12 protein-coding genes are annotated in these 18,031 nt (G+C 60.3%); 11 read left to right on the forward strand and 1 reads right to left on the reverse strand.

Features of this window, described 5'->3' with window-relative positions:
* Positions 1–37 precede the first annotated feature (37 nt).
* The gene (locus P7F28_RS18685) at positions 38–829 is read left to right on the forward strand and encodes a CoxG family protein (protein ID WP_277186078.1); all 792 of its coding nucleotides are present in this window, start codon (positions 38–40) and stop codon (positions 827–829) included.
* Positions 830–832: 3 nt separating this feature from the next.
* Here P7F28_RS18685 and P7F28_RS18690 read toward each other — a convergent pair whose 3' ends face one another.
* Entirely contained in the window at positions 833–1,471 is a 639-nt protein-coding gene (locus P7F28_RS18690) for a TetR family transcriptional regulator (RefSeq protein WP_277186079.1), read from the reverse strand.
* Positions 1,472–1,910: 439 nt separating this feature from the next.
* Between P7F28_RS18690 and P7F28_RS18695 the strand changes: the two genes are divergently transcribed.
* The 10 genes from P7F28_RS18695 to P7F28_RS18740 form a co-directional block, all read left to right on the forward strand.
* The gene (locus tag P7F28_RS18695; protein ID WP_277186080.1) at positions 1,911–3,218 is read left to right on the forward strand and encodes an efflux RND transporter periplasmic adaptor subunit; all 1,308 of its coding nucleotides are present in this window, start codon (positions 1,911–1,913) and stop codon (positions 3,216–3,218) included.
* 15 nt (positions 3,219–3,233) lie between these two features.
* Entirely contained in the window at positions 3,234–6,416 is a 3,183-nt protein-coding gene (locus P7F28_RS18700; protein WP_277186081.1) for an efflux RND transporter permease subunit, read from the forward strand.
* 1 nt (position 6,417) lies between these two features.
* A complete protein-coding gene (locus P7F28_RS18705; protein ID WP_277186082.1) occupies positions 6,418–7,941 on the forward strand; it encodes an efflux transporter outer membrane subunit in 1,524 nt (507 codons plus the stop codon).
* A 485-nt stretch (positions 7,942–8,426) separates the two neighbouring features.
* Positions 8,427–9,593 (forward strand): efflux RND transporter periplasmic adaptor subunit, encoded by a 1,167-nt coding sequence (locus tag P7F28_RS18710; RefSeq protein ID WP_277186083.1) that lies wholly within the window; start codon positions 8,427–8,429, stop codon positions 9,591–9,593.
* A gap of 17 nt (positions 9,594–9,610) precedes the next feature.
* Positions 9,611–12,796, forward strand: coding sequence for an efflux RND transporter permease subunit (locus tag P7F28_RS18715; protein WP_277186084.1), 3,186 nt, complete (start codon positions 9,611–9,613; stop codon positions 12,794–12,796).
* 1 nt (position 12,797) lies between these two features.
* Complete coding sequence (locus P7F28_RS18720; protein ID WP_277186085.1) at positions 12,798–14,276, forward strand: efflux transporter outer membrane subunit; 1,479 nt, start codon at positions 12,798–12,800, stop codon at positions 14,274–14,276.
* A 62-nt stretch (positions 14,277–14,338) separates the two neighbouring features.
* Complete coding sequence (locus P7F28_RS18725; RefSeq protein ID WP_277186086.1) at positions 14,339–15,634, forward strand: polysaccharide pyruvyl transferase family protein; 1,296 nt, start codon at positions 14,339–14,341, stop codon at positions 15,632–15,634.
* A gap of 27 nt (positions 15,635–15,661) precedes the next feature.
* Entirely contained in the window at positions 15,662–16,969 is a 1,308-nt protein-coding gene (locus P7F28_RS18730) for a hypothetical protein (protein ID WP_277186087.1), read from the forward strand.
* A complete protein-coding gene (locus P7F28_RS18735) occupies positions 16,962–17,738 on the forward strand; it encodes a glycosyltransferase family 2 protein (RefSeq protein ID WP_277186088.1) in 777 nt (258 codons plus the stop codon). The genes P7F28_RS18730 and P7F28_RS18735 overlap by 8 nt, the downstream gene beginning before the upstream one ends.
* A gap of 50 nt (positions 17,739–17,788) precedes the next feature.
* Positions 17,789–18,031, forward strand: a 243-nt coding sequence (locus P7F28_RS18740) for a hypothetical protein (protein ID WP_277186089.1), incomplete at its 3' end; no start/stop codon positions are given.

Raw genomic sequence — 18,031 nt, forward strand, 5'->3', positions numbered from 1 at the left:
ACGAAATCCATGCGGTTTTTTGGCCCCGGAGGATCGGATGGAAGTCACCGAAGCGTTGCGCGTTCCGCTCGATCCGGAGCATGTCCAGGCGGCGCTGTCCGATCTCGCCCTGTTGCGCGCGAGTCTGGACAATTGCGAATCGTTCACGCGCACGCCGAACGGTGAATATGCGCTGACGCTGACCGTGCCGCTCGGCGCGCTCAGGGCGCGTTACGAGATCAAGGCGCACGCGGCGGGCCGCACGCGTCAGGGTTTGAATCCCGTCGAACCCAAAACTTCCACCCATTCCGATGACTACGTCTACGCGCGCACACTGAGCTTCAAGGCGCGCAGCGATGGCGTCGGTTCCTTGCGCGGGCAGATCGCAGTGGCGTTGCTGCCGGAGGACGACGGCGAATCGACCTGCGTCGAATATACGGTGTGGGCGACGGTTGCCGGGCCGCTGGCCGGTTTGCCGTCGCGTCAGATCGAGAACGCGCTGCGCGAAGGCGCGGACGATTTCTTTGCCGAGTTCTGCGAAGTGGTGCGCGCCAAGCACGGTCTGCCGTCGGTGCGGACGGTCGAGGAGCGGCGGCACTTGTTTTTGCGGCCGAGCGTGATGTCGTCGGCGTTTTCGCGTCGGTCGGGCGTGAGTGCGCGCGCGTTGCACGGCGGCGTTCATGGCGATGCCTCCGGTGTCTTGCGGCATCGGATGCCGGGACACGGGCTGTTGCGGCATCGCGATCATTCGCACGAGCATCATCCGCTCGGGCTGCCCGGCTGGGCGTGGGCGACGATGCTCGTGTGCATCGCGCTGTTCGCGTTCTTTGCGCCGCGCGTCGGTTTATAACGGCTAGGCGGGCAGAAGCAGCGCCGGACTGCAGCGCAAGGCATCGAAACACGCATCGATCAGCGCTTCCGAATCGCGCTCCGGATCGACGAGATCGGGCAACATCAGCGAGTCGTGCAGGATGCCGCTGAACATCGTGTGGAGCATGACGGTGGCGCGGCGCGTGTCCAGCGTGGCGGGCAGTTGCTTCTTCTCGACCGCATTGCGCAGCGCCCGCGCGATACGTTCCATGCCATCGCGCATGCTGTTCTGATGCCGCTCGCGCACCGGGCCCATCTCCTCGACGAATTCGCACTTCATAAACAGAATGTCGAACACGCGGCGGCGCTGCTCGTCGGTGGTGATGTTGTGCATGCACCAGATGAACAGTTCGCGCAGCCGCGCCAGCGGATCTTCTTCTCGGCCATCGAGCGTCGATTCAACCAGTTCATCGAGCGGCAGCAGACTGCGGTCGAACATCGCGTTGAAAAGATCGCTCTTGTTGGTGAAGTGCCAGTAGATCGCGCCGCGCGTCACGCCCGCCGCCTGCGCGATATCCGCCAGCGTGGTGCGCGACACGCCTTTCTCGTAAAACACGTGCTCGGCGGCATCCAGCACGCGATTTCTCGTCTCCTGTGCTTCTTCCTTGGTTCGTCTGACCATAGTGTGCGGCGTGATGCCGCGTGCTCCCGCGTGTCCCGCACCGCAGCAAATTACTTGCGCCGATGTCGGGAATTTGTCTAATTGATTGGATGTTCAAGCAAATTTCGCCTAACGCGCTGTAAGATCAGATTGCGCACGTTTTTTACATTCATTCGCGAATGTATATACAATACCACGCACCGATCAGTAAGCCTAGGTTTCAGTGGTGTCGTGGTCTGTATTGCGCCTGATTTTTGAGATGGCCCGTTCTGGCCGTCCTTGCGCCTGAGGCGACGGTTTCCAGCCGTCGTCCGGATTCACTGTGCCGGCCGCGCGCCGGTGAAAAGCGCCACTGGTCTCACTGCTTCTGGTCAGCGTCTTACGACGCTCGTGCGCGGCTTCGCCCGGGGAAGGCCGTCGCGCACCCACTTCACTCTCAGTCTTAGACAGAGGTCGCTCCATGCGCGTCGAACGGGTACCACTCCGCTTAATCACCGCCGCGACGGCTGCCGTTTTTCTGGCCGCCTGCGGACAAAAACAGTCGGCGCCTCCGCCGCAAACGCCTGAAGTCGGCATCGTCACGGTGCAGCCGCAAACCGTGCCGGTCGTATCGGAACTGCCGGGCCGCACCAGTGCTTTCCTCGTCGCGCAAGTGCGCGCACGGGTGGACGGCATCGTGCTGCGCCGTGAATTCACCGAAGGCGATGACGTCAAGCAAGGCCAACGCCTGTACAAGATCGATCCGGCGCCGTACATCGCATCGCTGAATACGGCCAAGGCCACGCTCGCGAAGGCGCAGGCCAACGTCGCGACGCAAAACGCGCTGGTCCAGCGCTACAAGGTGCTGGTCGCAGCCAACGCGGTCAGCAAGCAGGACTACGACAACGCCGTCGCCTCGCAAGGTCAGGCGGTCGCGGACGTCGCGTCCGGCAAGGCCGCCGTCGATACCGCGCAGATCAATCTCGGCTATACGGATGTCGTCTCGCCGATCTCCGGCCGCACCGGTCTCTCGCAAGTCACGCCGGGCGCGTACGTGCAGGCGAGCGCGGCGACGCTGCTCACCACCGTGCAGAAACTCGATCCGATCTACGTCGATCTGACGCAATCGAGCGTCGATGGCCTCAAGCTGCGTCGTCAGATTCAGGAAGGGCGTCTGCAAACCGAAGGCATTCACGCCGCGAAGGTCTCGCTGGTGCTGGAAGACGGCCGCACGTACTCGGAGCAGGGCAAGCTGCAATTCTCCGATGTCAGCGTCGATCAGAGCACGGGTTCGGTCACCGTTCGCGCGATCTTCCAGAACAAGGATCGCGTGCTGCTGCCGGGCATGTTCGTGCGCGCGCGCATTCAGGAAGGCACCAACGACCACGCGCTGGTCGTGCCGCAGATCGGCGTGACGCATGACCAGAAGGGTCAGCCGACCGCGCTGGTGGTCGGCAAGGACGACAAGGTCGAACTGCGTCAGCTCGTGACGAGCGGCACGTACGGCCAGAGCTGGGTGGTCGATTCCGGCCTGAATCCGGGCGATCGCGTGATCGTGAACGGCGTGGAAAAGGCCAAGCCGGGCATGCAGGTCAAACCCGTCGATGCCAAGTTCCCGTATCCCGTCGCAGGGGCTTCGGGCGCGGCAGCGGCTTCGGCTCCGCAAGCGGGATCGGCTCCGCAAGGTGCGTCGGCGGCGCCGGCCAATTCGCAAGGCCAGCAGGACTCCGCCAACGGCGCGACCGGCGCATCGGCTGCGTCTGCCAACGCCGCCTCGGCCGGGAAATAAAAGGGAGCCTGTCACATGGCAAAGTTTTTTATCGATCGCCCGATTTTTGCGTGGGTGATCGCGATCATTCTGATGCTGGCGGGCATGGCGTCGATCTTCACGCTGCCGGTTGCGCAGTATCCGACGATCGCGCCGCCGGCCATTCAGATCAGTGCGACGTATCCGGGCGCATCGGCGAGCACGGTTGAAAACACCGTGACGCAGGTGATCGAGCAGCAGATGACCGGTCTCGATCACTTGCTGTATCTGTCGTCCACCTCCGATGACTCGGGCACGGCCACCGTCACGCTGACGTTCGCGGCGGGCACGAATCCGGACATCGCGCAGGTTCAGGTGCAGAACAAGCTGCAACTGGCGACGCCGTTGTTGCCGCAGGTCGTGCAGCAGTTGGGCACCAAGGTCACGAAGTCGAGTTCGAGCTTCTTGCTGGTGCTCGCGTTCGTGTCCGAAGACGGCAGCATGAGCAAGTACGATTTGGCGAACTACGTGGCGTCGAACGTGGCGGACCCGTTGTCGCGTCTGGATGGCGTCGGCACGACCACGCTGTTCGGCTCGCAATACGCCATGCGTATCTGGCTCGATGCCACCAAGCTGACCAACTTCTCGCTCACGCCTGTGGACGTGAAGAACGCCATCACCAATCAGAACGTGCAGGTGGCGGCGGGTTCGCTCGGCGGCACACCGGCGGTTCCCGGTCAGATGTTGCAGGCGACCATCACGGAAGCGACGCTTTTGCAGACGCCCGAGCAGTTCGGCAACATTCTGCTGAAGGTGAATCAGGATGGCTCGCAGGTGCGTCTGAAGGATGTCTCGCACATCGAACTGGGCGGCGAAAACTATAACTTCGACACCAAGTACAACGGTCAGCCGACCGCGGGCTTCGGTATTCAGTTGGCCACCGGCGCGAACGCGCTCGCGACCGCGAAGGCCGTGCGCGAGAAGGTCGATCAGTTGTCGAAGTACTTCCCGCACGGTCTGGTGGTGAAGTATCCGTACGACACCACGCCGTTCGTGCGCCTGTCGATCGAGGAAGTGGTCAAGACGCTGATCGAAGGTATCGTGCTGGTGTTCCTGGTGATGTATCTGTTCCTGCAGAATTTGCGGGCGACGATCATCCCGACCATCGCGGTGCCGGTGGTGTTGCTGGGCACGTTCGCGATCATGTCGGCGGTGGGCTTCTCCATCAACGTGTTATCGATGTTCGGTCTCGTGCTGGCAATCGGTCTGCTCGTCGATGATGCGATCGTGGTGGTGGAAAACGTCGAACGGGTGATGAGCGAGGAGCATTTATCGCCACGCGAAGCCACCCGAAAAGCGATGGGCCAGATTACCGGCGCGTTGATCGGCGTGGCGCTGGTGTTGTCGGCGGTGTTCGTGCCGGTGGCGTTCTCGGGCGGTTCGGTCGGCGCGATTTACCGGCAGTTCTCCTTGACGATTGTCGCGGCGATGGTGCTGTCCGTGATGGTCGCGTTGATTCTCACGCCCGCACTGTGCGCGACGATTCTCAAGCCGCACAAGGAAGGCCACACCGAAGCGAAGACCGGCTTCTTCGGCTGGTTCAATCGCAACTTCAACAAGAGCCAGGACAAGTACCACAAGGGCGTTCAGCACGTGATCCGGCGTTCGGGCCGCTGGCTGATCATCTATCTGGTGGTGATCGTCGCGGTGGGCATGCTGTTCCTGCGTCTGCCGAAGTCGTTCCTGCCGGACGAAGATCAGGGCACGATGTTCGTGCTGGTGCAGGCGCCGTCCGGTTCCACGCAGGAATACACCGCGCACGTGCTGAAGGATGTGCAGGAGTACCTTCTGCAAGACGAAAAGGCGATCGTCGAGTCGGTGTTCACGGTGAACGGCTTCTCGTTCGCGGGTCGCGGCCAGAACTCGGGTCTCGTGTTCGTGCGGATGAAGGACTACGCGCAACGTCAGTCGAGCAACGAGAAGGTGCAGGCGCTGGTCGGCCGGATGTTCATGCACTTCGCGCCGTACAAAGACGCGATGATCTTCCCGGTCAATCCGCCTTCCATTCCGGAACTCGGCACGGCGGCGGGCTTCGACTTCGAACTTCAGGATCGCGGCGGCCTCGGCCACGCCAAGCTGATGGAAGCGCGCAACATGCTGCTCGGCATGGCGGCGAAGGACCCGACGCTGGCGCAGGTGCGTCCGAACGGCCTGAACGATACCCCGCAGTTCAAGGTGAATATCGACCGTGAGAAGGCGAGTTCACTGGGCGTCGCGATTGCGGATATCGACCAGACATTCTCGATCGCATGGGCGTCGGCGTATGTGAACAACTTCCTCGACGTCGATAACCGGATCAAGAAGGTCTACGTGCAGGGCGACGGTCCGTTCCGCATGACGCCGGAAGATATGGACAAGTGGTACGTGCGGAACACGGCCGGAACCATGGTGCCGTTCTCCGCGTTCTCGACGGGCCAGTGGATCTACGGTTCGCCGAAGCTCGAACGCTACAACGGTATTTCGGCGGTGGAAATCCAGGGCGCGGCGGCGGCAGGCAAATCGACGGGTCAGGCCATGACGGCGATCGAAGCCATCGCAGCGAAGCTGCCGGCGGGGATCGGTTACGAATGGACGGGGTTGTCGTATCAGGAACGTCAGTCGGGTTCGCAGGCGCCGATTCTGTACGGCATCTCGATCCTCGTCGTGTTCCTGTGTCTGGCCGCACTGTACGAAAGCTGGTCGATTCCGTTCTCGGTCATCATGGTGGTGCCGCTCGGTGTGTTGGGCGCGTTGCTGGCGGCGACCTTGCGCGGACTGGAAAACGACGTGTTCTTCCAGGTCGGCTTGTTGACTACCGTGGGTCTGTCGGCGAAGAACGCGATTCTGATCGTGGAATTCGCGCGTGAACTGCGCATGCAGGGCATGTCGACGGTGGAAGCGGCGATGGAAGCGGCGCGCCTGCGGTTGCGCCCGATTCTGATGACCTCGCTCGCCTTCATTCTCGGCGTGATGCCGCTCGCGATCAGTAACGGCGCGGGTTCGGCGAGTCAGCACGCGATTGGCACGGGCGTGATCGGCGGCATGCTGACGGCGACCTTCCTGGCGATTTTCATGATCCCGATGTTCTTCGTCGTGATCTCGAAATTCAGCAAGAGCAAGGATGTGCCGGCACCGGGTTCGGACGGCGATATCGAAGGTCCGCACGGCGGTTCGCCCGCCACGGGCAAGGAAGGACACTGAGATGCTTAAACTATCTTTGATCGCAGCCTCGGTCGCGATGCTCGCCGCCGGCTGCACCTTCGAGCCGAAGTACGAGCGCCCGGCCGCGCCCGTCTCGCAGAACTTCCCGCAAGGCGGCGTCTACGCGACGCAGCCGGACGCGGATTCCGAGGCGAGCAAAGGCCGCAGCGCGAACGGGCAGAACGCGCCGGAAATCGGCTGGCGCGAGTTTTTCTCCGATCCGCGTCTGCGCGAGATCGTCTCGCTGGCGCTGAAGAACAACCGCGATCTGCGCGTCTCCGTGCTGAACGTGGATGCGCAGCGCGCGCAGTATCAGATCACGCGCGCGGGTCTGTTCCCAACGCTGGACGGCGTGGCGTCGCAGAGCAAGCAGCGCACGCCGAAGGATTTGTCGTTCTTCAACCAGACGATCTCGAACCAGTATCAGGTGGGGTTGAGCGCGTCGTGGGAAATCGACTTCTTCGGGCGGATTCGCAGCCTGAAGGATCAGGCGCTGGCGCAGTATCTTTCGACGGCGGAATCGCGCAAGGCGGCGGAAATTTCGCTGGTGTCGTCGGTGGCGGATCAGTATCTGACCATGCTCGCCTATGACGATCAGCTCGTCGTCACGCAGAACACGCTGAAGACGGCGCAGGAGTCGTATCGGATCACCAAGCTGCAATTCGATAACGGCACGGGTTCGGAACTCGATCTGCGTCAGTCCGAGGGCGTGGTGCAGCAGGCGCAGGCGAATCTGCAGGCGCAGGCGCGCTTGCGTGCACAGGCGGAAAACGCGCTCGTCGTGCTGGTCGGTGAGCCGTTGCCCGACGATCTGCCGCAAGGCATGCCGCTCGACGCGCAGAATCTGCTCTCCGATATCCCGGCCGGTCTGCCGTCCGATCTGCTGACGCGTCGTCCCGACATTGCTGCTGCCGAGCAGACGTTGTTGGCGGCGAATGCGAATATCGGCGCGGCGCGCGCGGCGTTCTTCCCGAAGGTCTCGCTGACGGGCAGCTTCGGCACGCTGTCGCCGACGCTCGGCGGTCTGTTCAAGCCGGGATCGGCGGCGTGGTCGTTCGCGCCGCAGATTTCCATTCCGATCTTCGAAGGCGGTCAGAACGTCGCCAACCTCGATCTGGCCAACGTGCAGAAGCGCATCGAGATCGCCAACTACGAGAAGGCGATTCAGACCGCATTCCGCGAAGTCGCCGATGGCCTCGCCGCGCGCGGCACCTACGACTCGCAGATTCAGTCGCTCGAACGTTTCGTGAAATCGCAGAGCCGCCGGCTGGAGTTGTCGGATCTGCGGTATCGCAACGGCGTGGACAGCTATCTCGCGGTGCTGACGGCGCAAACCGATCTGTACTCGGCGCAGCAGACGCTGATTTCGGCGCGGCTGAACCGCCTGACCAACCTCGTCGATCTGTATCAATTCCTCGGCGGCGGATGGATCGAAAATACCGGCGATACCCCGCGCCCCGCGGATGCGCCGGTGGATTACGGTGCGGCCAGCGCACCGAAGGCGGCATCGGCGGCAGCGAGCTGATTCTGCTGATGCGTTAAAAATAACGAGCCCGGACGGGAAACTGTCCGGGCTTGCTTATTTTTATCGCCTGATTAGTTTGGTATTCCTACGCATGGTTGATTGCGCGGCTTCGGACATGACGGTTTATTAAGCCATTGCGGAATATTCAAACCTGAAAACCTGCAAGCGGAACCGTCAATAAGACTGCCGGTTTTCTGCGACAAACCATCTCATTGCCCGCGCATTAAGCACACTTGCAAAAGATGTTTGCGCCTCGTCATTTTTCGATATAGATCGCCGTTGATCAGGTTTGCTGATCAAAGGTGCTCCCTATAATCGCCCGCAAACTGCAAGGAAGGTCTTCCTTGCGGACCAAGCCTTCTCTCATCTATTCCACGAGCCTGTGTGACGGCATCGTGGTTCGGCTCATTTGAAAGCGATCGCGGCGTTGACGCAGGCATCGGCAACGCGCGCCTTCGTTTTCAGTCAACAAGGGGTTGCGCTCAATGCGTTTCGAACGGATTCCATATTGCTTTATTACCGCGACTGCGGCCGTTGTATTGCTTGCAGGCTGCGGTGAGAAGCATGCCGCCATGCCGCAGCACACGCCGGAAGTCGGCGTCGTCACACTCGCTCCGACCGCCGTGCCCGTCACGAGCGAACTGACGGGCCGCACCAGCGCGTTCCTCGACGCGCAAGTGCGCGCGCGCGTTGACGGTATCGTGCTGCGGCGCGAGTTCACCGAAGGCGGTCTCGTCAAGCAAGGTCAGCGTTTGTACAAGATCGACCCGGCGCCGTATATCGCCAAGCTCGACAGCGCAAAGGCATCGCTTGCCAAGGCGCAGGCAAGCCTCGTCACGGCGCAGGCGCTGGCCGAACGCTACAAGGTGCTGGTCGCATCGAACGCTGTCAGCAAGCAGGATTTCGACAACGCCGTGGCATCCCAGGCCGAAGCCGTCGCGCAGGTGGCATCGGCGAAAGCGGACGTGCAGACCGCGCAGATCAACCTCGGCTATACGGACGTGACCTCGCCCGTGACCGGCCAGATCGGCATTTCGCAGGTGACGCCGGGCGCATACGTGCAGGCCGCGCAAGCCACGCTGATGGTGACCGTACAGCAGCTCGATCCCATGTATGTCGATCTCACACAATCGAGTCTCGACGGTCTGAAGCTGCGCCGCCAGATTCAGGAAGGACGGCTGACGACGTCCGGCGCGAATGCCGCGCAAGTGGAACTGACGCTCGAAGACGGGCGCGTCTACCCCGAGAAAGGCAAGCTGCAATTCAGCGACGTGACCGTCGATCAATCCACTGGCTCCGTCACCGTGCGCGCCGTGTTCCAGAACAAGGACCGCGTGCTGCTGCCGGGCATGTTCGTGCGCGCGCGCATCGAAGAGGGCGTGAATTCGAACGCGCTGGTGATCCCGGTGCAGGGTGTATCGCATGACCAGAAGGGCACGGCCGTCGCCATGATCGTCGGTGAGGATGGCAAGGCGGCGATGCGTCCCATCGTCACCTCGGGCATGGTCGGGCAGAACTGGATCGTCGAGGACGGCGTGAAGGCGGGCGATCGCGTGATTGTCGAAGGCATCGACAAGGTGCGGCCGGGCATGCCGGTGAAGGCCGCGCCCGCGCATCTTGCGCCGGCCTCGTCGGTCGCCGCTGGCGCATAAGGAGAAGGAGTCGCCTTATGGCCAAGTTCTTTATCGATCGCCCTATTTTCGCGTGGGTGATCGCCATCATTCTGATGCTCGCGGGTCTCGCGTCGGTGGCTACGCTGCCGGTCGCGCAGTATCCGACCATCGCGCCGCCGAATATCCAGATCACGGCGAACTATCCGGGCGCGTCGGCGCAGACGGTCGAAAACACGGTCACGCAGGTGATCGAGCAGCAAATGAGCGGGCTCGATCATTTGATGTATCTCTCGTCTACGTCGGATGACACCGGCACGGCCACCATCACACTGACCTTCGCCGCCGGCACCAATGCCGATACCGCGCAGGTTCAGGTGCAGAACAAGCTGCAACTCGCCACGCCCAATCTGCCGCAGATCGTGCAGCAGCTCGGGCTGTCGGTCACGAAGTCGAGCAACAGCTTCCTGCTGGTGCTCGCGTTCGTGTCCGAAGACGGCAGCATGTCGCGGGAAGATCTCGCGAACTACGTTGCCTCTCACGTGCAGGACCCGATCAGCCGTCTGAACGGCGTCGGCACGGTGAGCCTGTTCGGCACGCAGTACGCCATGCGTATCTGGCTCGATCCGAACAAGTTGACCAACTTCGGCCTCACGCCCGTGGACGTGAAAGACGCGCTGCAATCGCAGAACGTGCAGGTCGCGGCGGGTCAGTTGGGCGGCACGCCTGCCGTGCCCGGCCAGTCCATGCAGGCGACCATCACCGAAGCGACCTTGCTGCGCACGCCGGAGCAGTTCGGCAACGTGCTGCTGAAGGTCAATCAGGATGGCTCGAAAGTGCGCATCCGCGATGTCGCGCGCGTGGGTCTGGGCGGCGAAAACTACAACTTCGAGACGCAGTACAACGGCCGTCCGGCTGCGGGCTTCGGTATCAATCTGGCCACCGGCGCGAATGCGCTGGCGACGGCGGAAGCGGTGCGCAAGAAGATCGACGATTTGTCGAAATACTTCCCGCCGGGTCTGGCCGTGAAGTATCCGTACGACACCACGCCGTTCGTCAAACAGTCCATTGCCGACGTGGTCAAGACGCTGTTCGAAGCGGTCGTGCTGGTGTTCCTCGTGATGTATCTGTTCCTGCAGAACTTCCGCGCCACCATCATTCCGACCATCGCGGTGCCGGTGGTGTTGCTCGGCACGTTCGGCATCATGGCGGCGCTCGGTTTCTCCATCAATACCTTGTCGATGTTCGGCCTCGTGCTTGCCATCGGCCTGCTGGTGGACGACGCCATCGTGGTCGTGGAAAACGTCGAGCGTGTGATGACGGAGGAAGGCTTGCCGCCGCGCGAAGCCACGCGCAAGGCGATGGGTCAGATCACCGGCGCGCTGATCGGCGTGGCGCTGGTGCTGTCGGCGGTGTTCGTGCCGGTGGCGTTTTCCAGCGGCTCGGTCGGCGCGATTTATCGGCAGTTCTCGTTGACTATCGTGTCGGCCATGGCGCTGTCCGTGCTTACGGCGATGATTCTCACGCCCGCACTCTGCGCGACCATTCTCAAGCCGCTGCCGAAGGGCCACGAAGAGAAGAAGACCGGATTCTTCGGCTGGTTCAATCGCAACTTCGAGAAGAGTCAGGAGAAATATCACAGCGGCGTCGCGCATGTCCTGCGCCGCTCGGGACGGTTCCTGATTCTCTATCTCGTGATTATCGTGGGCGTGGGGCTGCTGTTCACGCGGCTGCCGAAAGCGTTCCTGCCGGACGAAGATCAGGGCACGATGTTCGTGCTGGTGGCCACGCCGGCTGGTTCGACGCAGGAAATGACGCAGCGCGCGCTGGACGATGTCGCCAACTATCTGCGCAAGGACGAAGGTTCGATCGTCGAATCCGCGTTCACGGTGAACGGGTTCAGCTTTGCCGGGCGCGGTCAGAACTCGGGTCTGGTGTTTGTGCGCCTGAAGGACTTTTCCGAACGGACCAAGGCGGATCAGCGTATTCAGGCGTTGGTCGGGCGTACGTATGGGCGCTTTGCGGGCTATCGGAACGCGCTGGTGTTCCCGGTGAATCCGCCGTCCATTCCCGAACTCGGCACGGCGTCGGGCTTCGACTTCGAGCTTGAAGATCGCGGTGGCGTGGGCCACGAGAAGCTGATGGAAGCGCGCAACATGCTGCTCGGCATGGCCGCGAAAGACCCGTCGCTGGCGCAGGTTCGTCCGAACGGTTTGAACGATACCGCGCAGTTCAAGGTGAATATCGACCGGGAAAAGGCGCTGGCGCAGAGCGTGTCGGCATCGAGCGTCGATCAGACATTCTCGATCGCCTGGGCGTCGTCGTACGTCAACAACTTCCTCGATACCGACAGCCGTATCAAGAAGGTTTATCTGCAAAGCGACGCGCCGTTCCGCATGACGCCGGAGAACGTGAACAACTGGTACGTGCGCAATTCGACCGGTGCGATGGTGCCGTTCTCGTCGTTCGCCACGGGAACGTGGAGCTACGGCTCGCCGAAACTCGAACGCTACAACGGCATCTCGTCGATCGAAATTCAGGGCGCGGCCGCGCCGGGCAAATCCACCGGCCAGGCCATGCAGGCCATCGAAGCGCCCGCGGCCAAGCTGCCGGCGGGGATTGGCTATGAATGGACGGGCTTGTCGTACCAGCAGATTCAATCCGGCTCGCAAGCGCCGATTTTGTACGGCATCTCCATTCTCGTCGTGTTCCTGTGTCTCGCGGCCTTGTATGAAAGCTGGTCGATTCCGTTCTCCGTGATCATGGTCGTGCCGCTCGGCGTGATTGGCGCGTTGCTCGCGGTGACCTTGCGCGGACTGGAAAACGACGTGTACTTCCAGGTCGGCTTGTTGACCACGGTCGGCTTGTCTGCGAAGAACGCGATTCTGATCGTGGAGTTCGCGCGCGAATTGCAGATGACCGAAAAGATGGGACCGATCGCGGCGGCGCTGGAAGCGGCACGTCTGCGTCTGCGTCCTATTTTGATGACCTCGCTCGCGTTCATTCTCGGCACCATGCCGCTCGCCATCAGCAATGGCGCGGGCGCGGCGAGCCAGCACGCGATCGGCACGGGCGTGATCGGCGGCATGATCACCGCCACGTTCCTCGCCATCTTTATGGTCCCGATGTTCTTCGTCGTGGTGCGCGCGCACTTCGGCGGCGACAAGGAAGACCCGGCGACGGCTATCGCCGAATACGAGCGTCAGCGCGGCGTTTCTGCCGGCACACGCAACGAGGGACATTGAGATGCGTAGATTTTCTTTGATCGCGGGTGCTGTTGCAGTGCTCGCGTCCGGTTGCACGATGGCGCCGAAGTACGAGCGGCCGGCGTTGCCGGTTCCGGCGGAGTATCGCAACGATGGCGTGTATGCAACGCAGCCGGTCGCATCGAACGGTGCGCGCAGTGCGGGCGGCGTGGCGGCGGCAGACACAGGCTGGCGCGACTTTTTTGTCGATGCGCGTTTGCAAACGCTGATCGATGCGGCGCTCAAAAACAATCGCGATCTGCGCGTCGCCGTGCTGAATGTGCAGGCGGCGCAGGCGCAGTATCGGATCGCGCGTTCGGAGTTGATGCCGAGCATCGGCGCGGCGGCGGGACAGTCGAAGCAACGTACGCCTAAGGATTTGTCGCTGTTCAATCAGACGATCTCGAACACGTATAACGTGGGATTGAACGGATCGTGGGAACTCGATCTGTTCGGGCGTGTGCAAAGCCTGAAGAATCAGGCGCTCGCGCAGTACTTTGCGACCGCGTACGCGCGCAAGGCAGCGGAGATTTCGCTGGTGTCGCAAGTCGCCACGCAGTATCTGCAAGTACTCGAAGCCGACGATCTGCTGAAAATCACCGTTCAGACGATGAAGACGGCGGAGGATTCGTACAAGCTCATCAAGCTGCAATTCGATAACGGCACGGCGTCCGAACTCGATCTGAGCCAGTCGCAGACCATCGTCGAAGCGGCGAAGGCGAACTTGCAGGCGCAGGAGCGCGCGCGGGCGCAGGCGGTGAATGCGCTGGTGCTGCTGATCGGCGAACCGATGCCCGATGACTTGCCGGGCGGCGCGCCGCTCAACGGTCAGGACATGTTGACGGATATCCCGGCGGGCTTGCCGTCTGATTTGCTGACGCGTCGGCCGGACATCATGGAAGCCGAGCAGAACTTGCTGGCGGCGAATGCGAATATCGGCGCGGCGCGGGCGGCGTTTTTCCCGAGCATTTCGTTGACGGGGAGCTTCGGCACCTTGAGTCCGACGCTTGGCGGATTGTTCAAACCGGGATCGGCGGCGTGGAGCTTCGCGCCGACCATCACGCTGCCGATTTTCGAGGGTGGCCAGAATATGGCGAACCTCGATCTCGCGAATATCCAGAAGAACATTCAGATCGCGCAGTACGAGAAGACGGTGCAGACCGCGTTCCGCGAAGTCGCGGACGGATTGGCGGCGCGTGGAACCTACGATCAGCAGATTCAGGCGTTGCAACGCGACACGGCGGCTCAGCAACGGCGGCTGGATTTATCGACGCTGCGGTATCGGCAAGGTGTGGATTCGTATCTCGGCGTACTGGAAGCGCAGCAGGATCTTTACTCGGCGCAGCAGACTTTGGTTTCCGCGCGGACGCAGCGGTGGGCGAATCTGGTGACCTTGTATCAGGCGCTGGGTGGCGGGTGGATCGAGCGGACGGGGGATGCGCCGCGGGCGGCAGATGCGGGGATGGCGAAGGCGAGTTGATTGGGGGCGTTGGAGCGGCCACCGACGGCTCCGTCAAGTGATATCAAGATGAAGGCATCAACATGTTCAAAGCAAGTCCGGCCAATGCGCGTAGCGTGACACAAGCTGACCTGAGTGATGATCCACTCATCGCATTTCTGAAGTCGATTCAGAATCAACACGTTCACATTTTTCCGAAGTCGGGAAACGCGGGCGACGGCTTTATTACCTACGCGACATTCACATTACTCAAGCGATACGGCATCTCCTTCACGACTCATCACCAACATGAGACGATTGAAGGACAAACCGTTCTGATCGGCGGGGGCGGAAATCTCGTCGAGGGCCGGTACGACGACGTGGCGGAACTTATCCGCCGCCATGCGGACAAGAACCGGGTCGTGCTGCTGCCTCACACCATCGTCGGCTTCGCAGATATTCTTGCGCATACACACAGGAACCTGACCGTCTTCTGTCGCGAGCCAGTTTCATATCAATTGGCGCTGCTCAACGGCGCAGACGAGGCTGCGACGCATCTGTCGCACGATATGGTCTTCTTCCTCGAGAGCGACCACTTCAGCGAATTTATCCGTGAAGGAGTTGGGACGTTGACAGCGCTGAGGCAGGATGGAGAATCGTCCGGCGGAATGCCGATTTCCGGAGACAATGTGGACTTGTCATCTTGCTGGAACGGCGATATCTGGACATCGCCTGATTTTTGCAAGCATGTGACGCGTAGTCTCGCTGCCTTCATTACACCTCACGCATCCGTGTACACCGACCGTTTGCACGTATCGATTCTTTCTGCGTTTTTGCAGAAAAACGTGTACATGATGCCCAACGCTTACTTCAAGAATCGCGCTGTCTTTGAACACTCGATTAAACCGCGCTTCCCACACGTGACGTTCGTAAACGTACTTAGGGAGCTTGAAGATATGTCTGCTATTCCCGCGAAACTCGCGGAAAAGGTGAGCCCGCCGCAAACGCCCGACAACGACATGCAAGCGAAATATCTCTGCGAAATCGGTGTGCACGAGAAACGAATAGCCGATCTGGAGGTGCGACTTGCTCAGGCAAATGAAACCGCTGAACGAGAGATGATTGCGCGCGAGAAATCCGAGCGGAGCCATCAAATCCTTCAGCAAAGCTGGCAACAACACAACCACGATCTTGTGCAGAAGCACGAACTCGAAAGACACGATTTGGCTGATGAGGTCCACGCCCTGCAAAGCGGAGTCGAGCGTCTGCGCGAGCAAGTAGCACATTCAAAGGAAGTGCAGAGAAATCTGGACGCCGTTCTTTCATCAACTTTCTGGCGCTTATCTAAACCGATCCGTACTGGATTGATAAAACTGCGCGCTTTGCGGCGCGCCGCATGATTCGGAGCACTCTGCGGGCCTGTCACGATGATTGACTTTCCAACCACATCCAAAAGAGTTTTTTCACTCTCAAGTCTGGTCTCCACAGCCGTTTCACGACTCGACAAACTTCGTATCTTCGATGCGAAGGATTACCTCAATCTCAATCCTGATGTCGCTTCCGCTGGTGTGCCAGCAGCCGAACACGCCTTTTATCACGGGGCGAATGAAGGACGGCCATTGTTCAGCCGTGCCAGGCTTGCACGAGCGCTTGGCGAACTCGTGACTGAAGATGCATTCAACGGGGCCGTATTTGGCACCAACCAGCGTGGCGTTGAGCCCGCGTTGACCGCGGTCAATATCTACGTGAGTTCACTCGGCAACGTCTTCATGAACGAAATCGCCGGCGACCTCGCCGCTGATCTCAGGCACGCCGGTATCAATGTTGTCATGCTCAATGAAACAGCTGATATAGACACCAGTCGAGTCCCGGCGGTCTTTGTGGCGCCCCACGAGTTCTTTGCGCTCGGCCGCGGCAAACGGTGGATGCGCGATGAAATCATAGCGAACGCCTTCGTCTACAACACTGAGCAACTTCAAACGCAGTGGTTTGCTCGCGCTTTGCCGGTGTTGATGTGTGCTCGCGGGATACTGGATATATCCTCGTTTTCTGCGCGTATCTTCCGCGAAGCGGGGATACCGTCCATGCACGTCGAACCAAGCTGCGGATCGAGACACGTGAAAGGGACCGAGGCGGATCGACTTCATCCATTGATGCGTGTTTTGCCCGAGGCGGCGCGTGATATGGATGCCACGTTCGACGACTGGGACGCGCGCCCGATCGATGTCTCGTTTTTCGGCACTGAAAGCCCTCGCCGAGAATCGATTCTCGCGCGATTCGCTGCAAGTCTCGCGCCTTATTCGACTTGCATTTACTACCGTCGCAAAGCGCTTAGCTCATCGGATCGCAGCCCCTTTGATGCTGCAATGACGCGAATTGCCGAACACGTGTCGGGATGCTCGAAAATCTATCTCAACATTCACCGCGACGAGTTTTCGTACTTCGAATGGCATCGCATGGTACGACAAGGCATGGCCCGCGGTGCGCTTGTTGTGACCGATCCTTGCCTGCCTCATCCGTACTTCAAACCAGGCATTCACTTTCTGGAAGAAGAGGCGCGGCATATTCCCAACTTGCTGGACTGGGTGCTTCGTAGTGAAGACGGACGCGCAAAAGCGAAGCAACTCGTCCAGAACGCGCTGACGACGGCGTTAAGCACGAATGTGCAACTCGAACGAACACGTTCCGTGGTGGATTTTCTTGCTGCACATCAGAAAAAGGCCTTCAATGCTTAGTTTCAACGTTCAACAGTTAATTGAAGTCGATACAGTCTTCGAGGAAATCAGGACTGAGAGTCCTTCTGACGAAGCCGTCACGGTAGCTGTGAGCCTATTCAATTATGAGCGGTTCATTATTGATTGTCTCGCGTCAATCAGTGCGCAGACGCATGAACATCTTGAGTTGATTGTTGTGGATGATTGTTCGAAGAATGATCATTCTGTTGAGCTCGCGGAGCAATGGCTTCGCGAAAACCATGCGCGCTTCGGACGGGTGTTGCTTCTCAGGCATAAACGTAACCAAGGACTCGCGGCAGCCAGAAACACGGCCTTTCGGCATTCCCGAACGGACCCGGTCTTCGTGATCGACGCCGACAATCAGATCTATCCACGCGCCATTGCGCGGCTCCACGAATTCGTCCGGTACAGAGATTTTGATGCGGCCTATACCCAGCTTGAATTTTTTGGCAACGAGCAACGACTAGGCCACGCAGATCTTTGGGACGGTCAGCGCTTTAGGTCAGGAAATTACGTTGACGCGATGGCACTGATTTCTCGACGCTCGTGGGCTCAGGCAGGTGGCTACACGCACATGGAAGGGGGATGGGAGGATTATGAGTTTTGGTGCAAGTTCGTCAATGCCGGAATGAAGGCCGCATACATACCCGAAATTCTGTGCCGGTATCGGGTGCACGGGGCGTCCATGCTTCGTACGGAAACGGTCGTTGCGCAAGAGCGACTGAAGATCGAACTCACAATGAAGTACCCAGACTTGGCGATCATATGATCCGTTGGCTGAGCGGTAACGTGTGTACGCCAATCATTGCAGGATAAATCTTGACAGCAACTCGCCATATCAGTTCGTCGAATTCAAGGTTGACCATGGCTGCAGGGACCATTGCATTGATGGTTCTTGCGATTTCTATTTGGCTCACCATTGAGTTTAGAAGCCAACCTTTGTTGGGACTGCATGCATTTCGGCAAACTCAGACCGCACTAACGTCTTACTGGGCGTGCAAGCAGGGAGTGCAGTTATCGTACTGGACGCCGGTCGCCGGTTTTCCTTGGGCAATTCCGTTC

It is taken from the genome of Caballeronia sp. BR00000012568055 (assembly GCF_029439455.1).
GTDB lineage: Bacteria > Pseudomonadota > Gammaproteobacteria > Burkholderiales > Burkholderiaceae > Caballeronia.